Raw genomic sequence first — 14,979 nt, 5'->3', positions numbered from 1 at the left:
TTTAAACATTTCCTCCTTAGATTGTGTTCATTTATTCAGAATGAAAACTCAGTTTCCATCCCATTATATCTCATATAATTATACCGAGTAAACGGTGAATAATCAATTAATTTAAGCGAAAGCTCAGAAAGATTATTCTGAGTCAGATCCGCCATTTTTCTTGATGATTTCTTCAGCAATACTCTTAGGCACTTTATCATAATGATCAAATTGCATTGAGAATGTACCACGACCTTGAGTTGCAGAACGTAGTGTAGTTGCGTAACCAAACATTTCTGCCAAAGGAATCATACCTCTAACGATCATTGTGTTACCACGTTGTTCAGAACCTTCGATATTTCCACGTCGAGCAGAAATGTGACCCATGATATCACCCATGTAGTCTTCAGGAACTGTAACATCTACAGCCATGATTGGCTCAAGAATCACTGCACCAGCTTTTTTAGCTGCATTTTTCAATGCAAGAGAAGCTGCTACTTTAAATGCCGTTTCATTGGAATCGACATCGTGATAAGATCCATCATAAAGTTTAGCTTTAACGTCCACTAATGGATATCCAGCTAATACTCCGTTAGCTAGAGAAGCTTCTAATCCAGCTTTAACCGCCGGGATGTATTCACGAGGAACAACCCCACCAACGATAGCATCTTCAAATTCGAAACCTGCTCCTTCTTCGTTTGGTGTAAATTCAACCCATACGTGACCGTATTGACCTTTACCACCAGACTGACGAACAAATTTACCTTCTGATTGTACTTGTTTAGTGAATGTTTCACGGTAAGATACTTGAGGAGCACCTACATTAGCTTCAACTTTGAATTCGCGTTTCATACGATCAACGATGATGTCCAAGTGTAACTCACCCATACCAGAGATTAGAGTTTCACCAGTTTCCTGATCTGTTTCAGCACGGAAAGTTGGATCTTCTTCTGCTAATTTCTGTAATGCAATACCCATTTTATCTTGATCTGCTTTTGATTTAGGTTCAATCGCAACTTGGATAACAGGTTCAGGGAATTCCATTGATTCAAGAATAACCGGGCTATCAAGATCACATAGTGTGTCTCCAGTAGTTGTATCTTTCAATCCAACTGCTGCTGCGATATCTCCAGAAAATACTTCAGGAATTTCTTGACGTGAGTTTGCATGCATCTGCAAAATACGACCTACACGTTCACGTGAGTCTTTTGTTGCATTCAAGATGTACGATCCAGACTCAAGAGTACCAGAATATACACGGAAGAATGTCAAGCGACCTACATAAGGGTCAGTCATAACTTTAAATGCTAATGCTGAGAAAGGTTTGTCATCGCCAGCAGTACGTTCGATAATTTCTTCCGGATCTCTTTGAGCGTGTCCTTGGATTGCAGGAACGTCAAGTGGAGATGGAAGATAATCAACTACGGCATCTAAAAGCAATTGTACACCTTTGTTTTTGAAAGCTGATCCAACTAAAACAGGGTAAAATTCAACACTAAGTGTTGCTTTACGGATTCCTTCTTTTAGTTGTTCTTGAGAAATTTCTTCTCCTTCAAGATATTGCATCATTAGATCTTCATCCATTTCAGCAACAGCTTCAACGAGTTTATCATGCCACTCTTCAGCTAATTCTTGGTAGTCAGCTGGAATTTCTTCTTCAGAAATTTCAGTTCCCAAGTCATTACCATACATGAAAGCTTTCATTTTAACCAAGTCAATGATTCCACTAAAGTCATCTTCAGCTCCAATTGGTAATTGGATCGGATGAGCATTTGCTTGAAGGCGATCGTGTAATGAATGATTAGCGTCTAAGAAGTTAGCACCTAGTTTATCTTGTTTATTTACGAATACGATACGAGGAACACCATAAGTTGTAGCTTGACGCCAAACTGTTTCAGTTTGAGGTTCAACACCAGATTGTGCATCCAGGACAGCTACCGCTCCATCTAGTACACGTAATGAACGCTCTACCTCAACGGTAAAGTCCACGTGTCCAGGTGTATCGATGATGTTTACACGGTGATTATTCCACTGAGCAGTTGTTGCTGCAGAGGTAATTGTAATCCCACGTTCTTGTTCCTGTTCCATCCAGTCCATTTGAGAAGCACCTTCATGTGTTTCACCAATTTTGTGGATACGTCCAGTATAATAAAGAATACGCTCAGTAGTAGTAGTCTTACCCGCATCGATATGCGCCATAATCCCAATATTACGCGTTTTTTCTAGAGGGAATTTTCTTTTAGCCACTTGTTCTCTACACCTCTCTTTGATTGTTTCTATCCATACTTATGCATAAAGATTAGAACTATTCAATAATAGTACAAAAGAATGAATCAGGAAGCATCGTTTCTTTATAAACAAAGAAACAGCTTTTTCTGATCACATTCTTTAGTTATCCTACCAACGGTAGTGAGCGAAAGCTTTGTTAGCTTCTGCCATACGGTGCATTTCTTCGCGTTTACGAACAGCTGCTCCAGTATTGTTAGCAGCATCCATGATTTCTTTAGCTAAACGATCTTCCATAGTTTTTTCTCCACGAAGACGAGAATAGCTTACTAACCAGCGTAATGCTAGTGTAGTACGACGATCTGGGCGAACTTCTACCGGTACTTGGTAGTTAGACCCCCCCACACGGCGAGCTTTTACTTCAAGAACTGGCATGATGTTCTTAAGTGCTTGTTCAAACACTTCGATTGGATCATTTCCAGTTTGTTCTTTAATTGCAGCAAATGCATCATATAAAATAGTTGAAGCTTTTCCACGTTTACCATCAACCATCAAGCGGTTGATCAAGCGAGATACTAATTTAGAATTATAAATTGGATCTGGTAATACGTCACGTTTTGTAACAGGACCTTTACGAGGCATGTAAATTCCTCCTTTCACTCAAATTGGTTTTAATGTTTAAATTAGCTAGGTTTTTTAGTACCGTATTTAGAACGGCCTTGTTTACGATCAGTAACTCCAGCAGTATCAAGCGCACCACGAACGATGTGGTAACGAACTCCCGGTAAATCTTTTACACGTCCACCACGAAGTAAAACAACACTATGTTCTTGCAGGTTGTGTCCTTCTCCAGGGATATACGCAGTTACTTCAATCATGTTAGATAAACGTACACGAGCATATTTACGTAACGCAGAGTTTGGTTTCTTAGGAGTCATTGTTCCTACACGAGTACAAACACCACGTTTTTGTGGAGAATATACAGTTGTCTGTTTACGTTTTTGTGTGTTATATCCTCTGTTCAATGCTGGTGATTCAGATTTTTCGATTTTTGATTTACGAGGTTTACGAATCAATTGATTAATAGTTGGCATTTTTTGTTTCCTCCTTCCGAATTTACTTATGTTATATGGTTTTTCTAGACCCACACATCCAGGTGGTTCATCAATTGGCAAAAGAAAGAATCGCTTGGTCAAGCGACTTTATTCAACCTGCCTGCAAATGAATATCCAAACATCAAGTTCGGTGTATCCAAATTTGAAAAAGCGCACCAAAAATCTGCGGCACAATAGCGGCTCTTGCGTTCCAGTCAGAACGACTGTTGACTCTAATGAGCTAAAACGATCTAGAACAGGAATCTGTAAACAAAAGCACCTCTAGCATAATAGCACGTCTATATAATGCTGTCAACATTCCATAGTATATTTTTTTGATAAATGATGAATTGCAGATGGATGTCTATAGACATCCATCTGCTTCATCAAAATTCATTTCGTTTTTAAGAGAAAGTTTTATTCTTCTGTTGATTGCGCTGCTTCATCATTAATGCTGTAAACATTTTCGCTTACAACACCAACACTTTTCGGTTTCATTTTGTTATATACTTTCATACCTGTTCCAGCTGGAATAGATTTACCGATAATAACATTTTCTTTCAAACCAATCAGTTTATCGTTTTTACCGCGGATAGCAGCATCTGTTAATACTCGTGTAGTTTCCTGGAATGAAGCAGCCGACAAGAAACTGTTGGTTTCAAGTGATGCTTTTGTAATTCCCAGCAATACCGGACGAGCAGTTGCCGGAAGCCCACCTGACATTAAAGTATCTCTATTTTTCTCTTTAAAGTCATGAATATCAATTAAGCTACCTGGCAGAATTGATGTATCGCCTGGATCAAGGATGCGTACTTTACGCAGCATTTGACGAACCATTACTTCAATATGTTTATCGCCAATTTCTACCCCTTGACTACGGTAGGCATATTGCACTTCTTGAAGCATATAGTTCTGTAACTTGATTACATTACTTACTCCCAATAATTCTTTCGGATCGATTGAACCTTCATTAAAGGCATCTCCACGTTCGATATAACTTCCTTCTTTAACTCTTAAGCGAGCATTGATTGGAAGAGTATACGTACGAGTATCTGTTGCACCTTTAACCATGATATCTTTTGTACGTTCTGAAGGATTTTCATCGATAGAAATAATTTCACCTGAAACTTCGGAAATCATTGCTTGACCTTTAGGATGGCGAGCTTCAAAGATTTCTTGTACACGAGGCAAACCTTGTGTAATATCATCTCCGGCAACACCCCCGGTATGGAATGTACGCATTGTCAACTGTGTTCCTGGCTCTCCGATTGATTGAGCAGCAATTGTTCCAACAGCTTCCCCAACTTCAACTTCACGACCAGTTGCCAAGTTGCGGCCATAACATTTCTTACATACTCCGTGATTTGTATTACAGTTGAATACAGAACGAATTGTTACTTCTTCAATTCCTGCTTCAATGATCTGTTTTGCAATATCTTCTGTAATCAAGTCGTTTTCAGCTACCATTACTACATTCGTTTCTGGATGTCTAACTGTTTTACGAGCGTAACGGCCAATGATACGGTCTTCTAGCGGTTCAATTTCTTCATTACCATCTTTAATTGATTTAACCAGGAGTCCTCGTTTTGTTCCACAGTCTTCTTCACGAATGATGACATCTTGTGCAACATCTACTAAACGACGTGTCAAGTAACCAGAATCGGCAGTTTTAAGCGCTGTATCCGTCATACCTTTACGAGCGCCGTGAGTAGAGATAAACATTTCTAAGACTGATAATCCTTCACGGAAATTAGAAGTGATCGGCAGTTCCATGATTCGTCCACTTGGAGCGGCCATCAATCCACGCATACCTGCAAGCTGTGTAAAGTTGGAAATGTTACCACGTGCTCCAGAGTCACTCATCATAAAGATGTTATTTCGAGCATCCAATGAATGCATTAAATGTTGTTGGATCGTATCTTTTGTCTTAGTCCAGACATCAATAACAGCTGTATAGCGTTCTTCTTCAGTAATCAGACCACGTCTGTGAGAAGCATTAATACGATCTACTTGCCCATGAGCTTTGTTTAAAATTTCTTCTTTTTCTTTCAAGTTAGAGATATCTGCTATCCCAACTGTAATACCAGATCTTGTAGAATATTTATATCCCAAGTTTTTCATAAGATCTAACATCTTAGAAGTTTCGGTAACATGGAATCGTTTAAAGACTTCTGCGATAACATTACCTAAATTTTTCTTCTTGAATGGCTCGATCGTTTCGTTCTCTTTAATATGCGCCGGAATATCGGTACCATAAGGAACAAAGTATTTATCTGGTGTTTGTTTTTCAAGGTTTGCTTGAGTTGGTTCATTTAAATAAGGGAATTCAGCTGGCATGATTTCATTAAAAATTAATTTCCCAACTGTTGTCATTAGATATTTATCACTTTGCCATTCAGTGAATGGTTTGTTTGGTAAAGCTGACACGTGAATCCCTACACGTGAATGCAAGTGTACATAACCACTTTGGTATGCCTGGATTGCTTCCGATGTGCTTGAGAAGATCATACCTTCTCCTTCACGCCCGGCTTCTTCCATAGTCAAGTAATAGTTTCCTAAAACCATATCCTGAGAAGGCGTAACAACTGGTTTACCATCTTTAGGATTCAAGATGTTTTGTGCACCAAGCATCAGAATACGTGCCTCTGCTTGAGCTTCATCACTTAGCGGAACGTGAACAGCCATTTGGTCTCCATCGAAATCGGCATTGTACGCTTCACATACTAATGGGTGAAGACGGATCGCTTTACCCTCAACTAAAATCGGTTCAAAAGCTTGGATTCCCAAACGGTGTAATGTAGGTGCTCGGTTCAATAGTACTGGATGCTCACGGATTACATCTTCAAGAACTTCCCAGATTTCTTCATCCATGCGTTCTACTTTACGTTTAGCATTTTTTATATTGTTTGCAATATCTCTTGCAACAAGTTCTCTCATTACAAATGGTTTAAATAATTCAATTGCCATTTCTTTCGGCAAGCCACATTGGTACATTTTCAAAGTAGGTCCTACTACGATAACAGAACGACCTGAATAGTCTACACGTTTACCAAGCAAGTTCTGACGGAAACGTCCTTGTTTCCCTTTCAACATATGAGAAAGAGATTTCAACGGGCGATTCCCTGGGCCTGTAACCGCACGTCCACGACGTCCGTTATCTACTAAAGCATCAACAGCTTCTTGCAGCATACGTTTTTCGTTTTGCACAATAATGTGTGGTGCATTGAGATCTAACAGACGTTTCAAACGGTTGTTACGATTAATAACCCGTCTGTACAAGTCATTCAAATCACTTGTAGCAAAGCGTCCACCTTCTAATTGAACCATCGGTCTTAATTCTGGTGGAATAACCGGAACTACATCCATAACCATCCATGAAGGGTGATTTCCAGAGTTACGGAATGCCTCAAGAATGTCTAGGCGACGAACAGCCCTCGTACGTTTTTGACCAGTAGCTGATTGTAATAATTCCTTCAATTCAGCAACTTCTTCTTCTAGATCTACATCATTTAATAAAGTTTTGATAGCTTCTGCACCAATTTCAGCACGAAACTCATTCCCATATTGTGCACGACGCTCACGATATTCGCGCTCTGTCATTAGTTGCTTCTTCTCAAGAGGTGTGTCTCCTGCGTCAGTAACAACATATGAAGCAAAGTAGATGATTTCTTCAAGTGCACGCGGGCTCATATCTAAAACAAGTCCCATACGGCTTGGAATACCTTTAAAATACCAGATATGTGTAACAGGAGCAGCTAACTCTAAATGTCCCATGCGTTCACGACGTACTTTAGATTTAGTTACTTCTACTCCACAACGGTCACAAACGATCCCTTTATAGTGAACTCGTTTATATTTCCCGCATGAACATTCATAATCTTTAGTTGGTCCAAAGATTCTTTCACAAAACAGTCCATCTTTTTCTGGTTTCAGTGTTCGGTAGTTAATTGTTTCTGGTTTCTTAACCTCTCCAAATGACCAGCTACGGATTTTATCTGGCGAAGCAAGTCCTATCTGGATACTTTCAAAATTATTTACATCGATCAAAGGGGCGACCTCCCTTTTGTTAGATTATCGAGCTGCCCTAAAGCTCCAATACAAAGCGGTGCTAAACAGTTCAGCAAGATCATCCGACAGCTTTATTAATAGGTGTCTATCATCTTGATTGAACTGTTCAGTTTACTCTGTATTTATAAAGTGTTGCAATTGAGTAAGGTAGATGATTATTCTGTTTCTTGTTCTTGGATTTCGATCATTGCTTCTTCTTCCGTACGTAATCTAGCTTCTTCAGCACGTTTGATATCTTGTTCCTTTTTCATTTCTTCTAAAGAATCTACGTTACCATAGTCATCATCTTCTTCTGTATCTTGAAGATCGATTGGTAAGTTTTCTATATCAAGAACTTTAAGGTCTAATCCTAGTGACTGTAATTCTTTTACCAACACTCGGAATGATTCCGGTACACCTGGACGCGGAATTGGCTCACCTTTTACGATAGCTTCATATGTTTTCACACGACCAACAACGTCATCTGACTTGTATGTCAAGATTTCTTGAAGTGTATAAGCAGCACCATAAGCTTCCAGTGCCCACACTTCCATCTCTCCGAAACGTTGTCCACCAAACTGGGCTTTACCACCCAATGGTTGTTGCGTAACTAAAGAGTAAGGACCAGTTGAACGGGCATGTAATTTATCGTCTACCATGTGGGCAAGTTTGATAAAGTACATAACACCTACAGAGACTTTATTATCGAACACTTCACCTGTACGACCGTCATACAATACAGTTTTCGCATCGTCGTCCATACCAGCTTCTTTGATTGTTTCCCAGATATCTTCCTCATGCGCTCCATCGAATACTGGAGTTGCAATGTGAATACCTAATTTACGTGCAGCCATTCCCATATGCAATTCGATTACTTGTCCAATATTCATACGAGATGGTACACCAAGTGGGTTCAACATAATATCTACTGGTGTTCCATCTGGCATAAACGGCATATCTTCTTCAGGAAGGATCAATGATACAACCCCTTTATTTCCGTGACGTCCAGCCATCTTATCTCCAACGTTGATTTTACGTTTTTGAACAATGAATACACGTACTAAGAAGTTGACACCTGGAGATAATTCGTCTCCAGCTTCACGAGTAAAGATTTTAACATCATGAACGATTCCGCCACCACCGTGTGGTACACGTAGTGATGTATCACGAACTTCACGTGCTTTTTCCCCAAAAATTGCATGCAGTAATTTTTCTTCTGCAGACAGTTCTGAAACACCTTTAGGGGTAACTTTACCAACTAGAATATCGCCATCTTGTACTTCTGCTCCGATCCGGATGATTCCACGGTCGTCAAGATGTTTTAGTGCATCTTCTCCGACGTTTGGTAATTCACGAGTAATTTCTTCAGGTCCTAGCTTTGTATCACGAGCCTCTGATTCAAATTCTTCAATATGAATCGAAGTGTACACGTCATCTTTAACTAAACGCTCACTCATGATGACCGCATCTTCAAAGTTATAGCCGTCAAATGTTGTAAAAGCAATCAGTGGGTTGCGGCCTAATGCCATTTCCCCATTTTCCATAGATGGTCCATCTGCTAAGATGTCCCCTTTATCAACTTTTTCGCCTTTACTTACTAATGTACGCTGATTATATGAAGTACCTGCATTTGAACGTTTAAATTTAGCAACGTTGTATCGATCTAATGATCCGTCTTCTCTACGAACGCGAACTTGTTTCGCATCAACATACTCTACAATTCCATCATGTTTTGCAATAATCGCTGCTCCAGAGTCACGTGCAGCAAGATGTTCAATACCAGTACCTACAAGCGGTGCTTCTGGCTGCATCAATGGAACTGCTTGACGCTGCATGTTCGCACCCATCAAAGCACGGTTAGAGTCATCGTTTTCCAAGAATGGAATACTTGCTGTCGCTACAGAAACAACTTGTTTAGGAGAGACATCCATGTAGTCAACTTTTGCTACATCAATTTCTTCGTTATTATTTTTCGTACGCGCAAGTACAATATCATTAGTAAATGTACCATCTGGATTTAACGGAGCATTTGCCTGTGCCACAACGTACAGATCTTCTTCGTCAGCAGTAAGATAACTGATTTCGTCTGTTACACGTAAATTTTCACGATCTACTTTACGGTAAGGTGTTTCAATAAATCCATATTCATTGATTTTAGCGTATGTGGATAAACTATTGATTAACCCGATATTTGGTCCCTCAGGTGTTTCGATAGGACACATACGACCATAGTGAGAATAATGTACATCTCGAACTTCATATCCAGCACGGTCACGAGTCAAACCACCGGGTCCAAGTGCAGATAGACGACGTTTATGCGTCAACTCACCTAGCGGGTTTGTCTGATCCATGAATTGAGACAGTTGAGAAGAACCAAAGAATTCTTTGATTGATGCAACAACAGGACGAATGTTGACTAACTGCTGCGGAGTTGTTGTAGACGTGTCTTGGATAGACATACGTTCACGTACAACACGTTCCATACGAGATAGCCCGATACGGAATTGATTTTGCAGCAATTCACCTACGGAACGGATACGTCGGTTCCCTAAGTGGTCAATATCATCTGTTTCGCCGATTCCTTCTTGTAAATTGAAGAAGTAACTCATCGAAGCAATCATATCTGCTGGTATAACATATTTTATTTCACGATCAGGATTTGCATTACCAATCACATTGATCACGCGATCGCTGTCTTTAGGTGAATACACTTTGATAACCTGCAGATTGATCGGTTCAGGAACTACACCTTCATCTGAAGGATGAATTGTAATACTACCCAAGCCATTATCTAAGTGAGGTCCAAGGTTATCCATTACATCACGTGTTACTTCCGTTCCTTCTTTTGCAAGTAGTTCTCCTGTTTCAGGGTCAACTAGATTTTCTGCTAGCGTCAAGCCCATCAAACGGATCTTAAGGTCTAATTTTTTATTTATTTTATAACGTCCTACTCGAGCTAAGTCATAGCGTTTAGGATCAAAGAAACGAGTAGTCAATAAACTCCTTGAAGAATCCGCTGTTTTAGGTTCTCCTGGACGTAGACGTTCATAAACATCTTTCAATGCTTCTTCCACACGAGAGTCAGCAGTGTTTTTGTGAACATCTTTTTCTAAAGTTGCTTTCAGACTTTCATTCGAACCAAACAAGTCCATAATTTCATCGTCTGATCCAAATCCTAATGCGCGAACTAATACACTTAAAGGAATTTTACGAGTACGATCAATTCTTACATTAGATAATCCTTTTGAGTCAGTTTCGTATTCCAGCCATGCTCCTCTATTAGGAATAACAGTAGAGCCAAAGCCTTCCATACCATTTTTCTCAACTTTAGGGCTAAAGTACACACCAGGTGAACGAACTAACTGGGAAACGATGACACGTTCAGCACCGTTGATAATGAAAGTTCCTTGTTCAGTCATCAGCGGGAAATCACCAAAGAATACTTCTTGTTCTTTAACTTCCCCTGTTTCTTTATTGATTAACCGTAATTTTACATATAATGGTGCAGAGTAATTAGAGTCGTGCTGTCTTGCTTCATCGACTGAATATTTCGGTGCTTGTAACTGATAGTCAGTAAACTCCAGTGAAAGATTTCCAGAAAAGTCCTCAATAGGCGAAATGTCTTTGAACATTTCTCTTAGTCCATCTTCTAAAAACCATGTGTATGAATTTGTCTGTATTTCTGTCAAATTCGGGAGTTCCAGCACTTCGTTGATTCGTGAATAACTTCTTCTTACACGGTGTTTACCGTAGTTCACATTATGGCCTGCCAAACTTTTTCACCCCTCGTTAGTATTCAATGCATGGCTTCTTTTGATCTTAAAAACTAAGTGTTACAATTTGGTAACAATTATTTCTATTTGTTTAAATCGTAACTATTTTAGGTGTTTTAGACCAAAAAAAATACAAAAGATGTGTGATAAATCGATTGATTCATTCTCACGTTCTTTTGTTTATCATATAGAATACCGTACGGACAATATTTCGCACAGTCTTCCATTACATACATTGTTTAGCGTCTACTAATTGTACACAATACAAAGAAGACTGTCAAGAAATTCTTGAGAATTTTGACAATCTCCTTTATACATCAATTTTTATTTCTTTTGCGATTGAAGAATCCAATATCCACTATCTAATGAAATTCTTTCCACATTCCCGAACACTGTCTCCATTTTTTTCTGTGCACTAGGCGCCCCTTGTTTTTTCTGGATAACAATCGTTAAATAGCCGCCTTTTTTCAAATGAAGGCTCGCTTCTTCGAGTACGGCATGAACAGTTTTTTTTCCTGCTCGGATAGGTGGGTTAGAGAAAACTCCCGCAAACTCTTGGTGTCTGACGTTTTCGTAAAGTGATGAAGCATAAATAGATACATTTTCAATTTGATTGTCAGCTGCATTTTTTTGTGCCAGCGCCAGAGCTCTTTCGTTGATATCTACCATCTCCACACTTCTTGAAGGATCAAGTTTTGCCAGTGTCAATCCAAGAGGACCGTATCCACATCCTACGTCTAGCAGCTTTCCTGCGGGATAGTCAGCCAGTTCGACAGCATTCAGCAGCACTTGCGTTCCATAATCCACTCGTTCTTTTGAAAAAACACCGGAATCAGTAGTGAAAGCCAATTTGTATCCTCTTAATTCAGCAGTCCACGACTGGGGCTGATTTTTTGATTGAGGAGAATTTGTATAGTAATGATCACTCATATTTATTTATACCATCTTTCTAGGGTCTGTGTACTTATCAAAATCTTTTTCTGATAAAAGGCCGGAACTCAAAACAACTTCCTTCAATGTTTTACTTTGTTCATAAGCTTGTTTAGCGCACTGGCTCGCTCTATCATAACCGATGACTGGTGCAAGCGCGGTAACCAGCATCAATGACCGATCAACATATTGTTTCATTTGCTTTTTATCTGCTTTCAGTCCTATCAGACAACGCTGATTGAAACTGTCTAGACTATCTGCTAAAAGAGTAATCGATTGTATAGTATTATAGATAATCACTGGCATATAAACATTCAATTCAAAATTCCCCTGAGATGCCGCTATACCAACTGTAGTATCGTTTCCCATGACCTGTACGCAAACCATCGTTAACGCTTCAATCTGCGTAGGGTTTACTTTTCCAGGCATGATTGAACTGCCAGGTTCATTGGCAGGTAAAGTAATTTCTGAGAACCCTGTACGAGGACCGCTTGCCAGCCATCTGATATCATTAGCCATTTTCATGACATTCGCAGCCAGTGCTTTTAATGCCCCATGAAAAAAAACAAACTGATCTTTACTAGATAATCCGTGAAACTTATTTTCTTTTTGTACAAAAGGTTCATTAGTCCAACGTTTCATCATTTGAATAGCTTTTTCCGGAAAATCAGGATCTGTATTCAATCCAGTACCTACCGCTGTTCCACCTAATGGTAATTCATACATCCACTTAAGTGCATCGTTTAGCATTCTCTCGTTATATTCCAGCATTGTTAGCCAGCCGCTTATTTCCTGACCAAACGTCATAGGTGTAGCATCCTGCAAATGAGTTCGCCCGATTTTGAGTGTATCTTTGTAAACATCTGATAATCCAGCCAGTGTCTCTTTAACTTTTTCTAAAACTGGCAGTAAGCGTTCTTTAACTTTTAATACTACAGCTATTTGCATTGCTGTGGGAAATGTGTCATTTGAACTTTGGCTTTTATTAACATCATCATTTGGATGTAGCCAATTCTTTTGCTGTTTTTCTTCGTTACAGACATATGATATAACTTCATTTAAATTCATGTTCGTCTGCGTTCCACTACCAGTCTGCCATACAGACAAAGGAAACTCTTCATCTAACATGCCCCAAATCAGCTCATCACATACATCTGATATAGCTTCCGCCTTATCCCAATCTAATAACTCAAGCTCCGAATTTGTTAGAGCAGCTGCTTTTTTAATCAATCCAAATGCCTGGATGAGTTCTAACGGCATCTTTTCTTTTCCAATTGGAAAATTTTTCAAACTTCTCTGCGTCTGCGCACCCCATTTTTTTGAGGCAGCTATCCGAATTTCTCCTAAAGTATCTGATTCGATTCTTTCCATCATTTATTTGCACACTTTCTAAGTCATTTTTAAAACATATGGTGAATTTCCTCTGCCTACTATTTTTCCATTAAATAAATATACTATTCTGAAGTTACTTTTCATTTTACCGCAATTAAAAAAAATATCAAAAAGTATTACTATTTTTTATCAAAAAATAAAAAAAGAAGATGCTTCTGCAACTTCTTTTCACTAAAATAGTATTTAAATTTCTGCTTCAAAAGGTTCTTCTCGAGGAAGAATCTGATTCAAAATAACCCCGGTAATAGCACTCAATGCCGTACCAGAAAGTGTAACAATACCTGCAAAATCTAAAACTGCTCCGCCTAACCCAACGACTAGCATCGAACTAGCAATTATTAAATTTCGTGACTGATTAAAATCAACCTTATCCTCAATCATGACCTTCAAACCATTACTTGCGATAACTCCATAAAGAAGGATCGACATTCCTCCTAAAACGGCATTGGGAATTGTTGAAATCAACGCTGTGAATTTTCCTAAAAAGCTTAACCCAATGGCGATAAATGCGGCATTTCGGATAACAGAGACAGAAGCTACCCGAGTCATACCGATTACACCAGTATTTTCTCCATAAGTAGTATTAGCAGGACCTCCGAAAAACGCTGAAACAGCTGTCGCAGCACCATCTCCAATTAGAGTTCTAGACAGACCAGGTTTTTTCAAAAATGGTCGATCAACAATCTTCCCTAAAACAGTATGGTCCCCAATATGTTCAGCAATCGTTACTAAAACAATTGGTAGAATCGCCCATGTCTCAGGACCAAAATAGAAATGATAAGAATTGAATGTACTATTTTCGAATGGTAGATAAATTTCTGGAAAAGCTAACCATTTTGCTTCCAAAACTGGGTTAAAGTCTACTATTCCCAGTACAACAGCAATAAGGTATCCAGCTATAATCCCTGTTAGAAAAGGAATGATTTTGAAAAATCCTTTTGCTTTAGTATTAATGAATGCTGTAATCAAGAATGTAGAGATAGCTATTATGATGTTTCTCCAATCCGAGTCCGCTACAAAACCTGCATTTTGGACAGCATTGCCAGCAAGACCCAAACCAATTACCATGATCATCGGACCAATCACAATAGGCGGAAGTAAATGGTCGATCCATCTTGTACCTATAACTTTAACTAACCCAGCAATAAGAATATATGTCAGTCCAACTAATACAATACCTGTTTGAGCTGCACTGATGTCCCCACCCATCTGTTCAATCGCAATTTGCATGGCTGCAATATAGGCAAATGACGAACCTAAGTATACAGGAACTTTCGCTTTAGTTGCGATCTGATAAATAATTGTTCCTACTCCACTAGCCAAAAGAGCTACGGATACTGGTAACCCTAGTAAGATTGGAACTAGAATCGTTGCCCCGAACATTGCAAAAACGTGTTGTAAACTTAAAAATAACCCTGTTCCTAAAGCCGGTTTATCTTCTATATCTAATATCAATGATTGCTTTTGTACTGCCATTCACTATCTTTCCTTCCCCGTTGTAAGATTAGGTATTTCCTTAATTTTTCGTAAAAAAATAC

The 14,979-nt window shown here is 39.1% G+C and carries 8 protein-coding genes; all 8 read right to left on the bottom strand.

The features are described from left to right. Positions 1-132: 132 nt before the first annotated feature. Positions 133-2,226, bottom strand: coding sequence for an elongation factor G (gene fusA, locus BM212_RS03300; protein WP_072693480.1), 2,094 nt, complete (start codon positions 2,224-2,226; stop codon positions 133-135). Between the two features lie 150 nt (positions 2,227-2,376). Continuing rightward, a complete protein-coding gene (gene rpsG / locus BM212_RS03295) occupies positions 2,377-2,847 on the bottom strand; it encodes a 30S ribosomal protein S7 (RefSeq protein ID WP_072693481.1) in 471 nt (156 codons plus the stop codon). Positions 2,848-2,888: 41 nt separating this feature from the next. After that, positions 2,889-3,299 (bottom strand): 30S ribosomal protein S12, encoded by a 411-nt coding sequence (gene rpsL, locus BM212_RS03290; RefSeq protein ID WP_072693482.1) that lies wholly within the window; start codon positions 3,297-3,299, stop codon positions 2,889-2,891. A gap of 417 nt (positions 3,300-3,716) precedes the next feature. After that, positions 3,717-7,346 carry a DNA-directed RNA polymerase subunit beta' gene (rpoC, locus tag BM212_RS03285; protein ID WP_072693483.1) on the bottom strand — a complete coding sequence of 1,210 codons (3,630 nt, stop codon included), beginning with the start codon at positions 7,344-7,346 and terminating at the stop codon, positions 3,717-3,719. Positions 7,347-7,522: 176 nt separating this feature from the next. Further along, entirely contained in the window at positions 7,523-11,119 is a 3,597-nt protein-coding gene (gene rpoB, locus BM212_RS03280) for a DNA-directed RNA polymerase subunit beta (protein ID WP_072693484.1), read from the bottom strand. 324 nt (positions 11,120-11,443) lie between these two features. Continuing rightward, the gene (locus BM212_RS03275) at positions 11,444-12,049 is read right to left on the bottom strand and encodes a class I SAM-dependent methyltransferase (RefSeq protein ID WP_072693485.1); all 606 of its coding nucleotides are present in this window, start codon (positions 12,047-12,049) and stop codon (positions 11,444-11,446) included. Positions 12,050-12,055: 6 nt separating this feature from the next. Next, on the bottom strand, positions 12,056-13,423 hold the full coding sequence (gene fumC, locus BM212_RS03270) for a class II fumarate hydratase (RefSeq protein ID WP_072693486.1): 1,368 nt from the start codon (positions 13,421-13,423) through the stop codon (positions 12,056-12,058). Between the two features lie 201 nt (positions 13,424-13,624). Further along, positions 13,625-14,917, bottom strand: coding sequence for a uracil-xanthine permease family protein (locus BM212_RS03265; protein ID WP_072693487.1), 1,293 nt, complete (start codon positions 14,915-14,917; stop codon positions 13,625-13,627). Between the last annotated feature and the right edge of the window lie 62 nt (positions 14,918-14,979).

It is taken from the genome of Marinilactibacillus piezotolerans, assembly GCF_900114235.1.
GTDB lineage: Bacteria > Bacillota > Bacilli > Lactobacillales > Carnobacteriaceae_A > Marinilactibacillus > Marinilactibacillus piezotolerans.
Note: the sequence above shows the minus strand (reverse complement) of the source record. Positions and strands in the feature narration are given on the sequence as shown.

Excerpts from the sequence above, each read along its gene's own strand:
- rpsG (WP_072693481.1), bottom strand. The coding sequence starts at position 2,847 with ATGCCTCGTAAAGGTCCTGTTACAAAACGTGACGTATTACCAGATCCA.
- rpsL (WP_072693482.1), bottom strand. The coding sequence starts at position 3,299 with ATGCCAACTATTAATCAATTGATTCGTAAACCTCGTAAATCAAAAATC.
- BM212_RS03275 (WP_072693485.1), bottom strand. The coding sequence starts at position 12,049 with ATGAGTGATCATTACTATACAAATTCTCCTCAATCAAAAAATCAGCCC.
- fumC (WP_072693486.1), bottom strand. The coding sequence starts at position 13,423 with ATGATGGAAAGAATCGAATCAGATACTTTAGGAGAAATTCGGATAGCT.
- BM212_RS03265 (WP_072693487.1), bottom strand. The coding sequence starts at position 14,917 with ATGGCAGTACAAAAGCAATCATTGATATTAGATATAGAAGATAAACCG.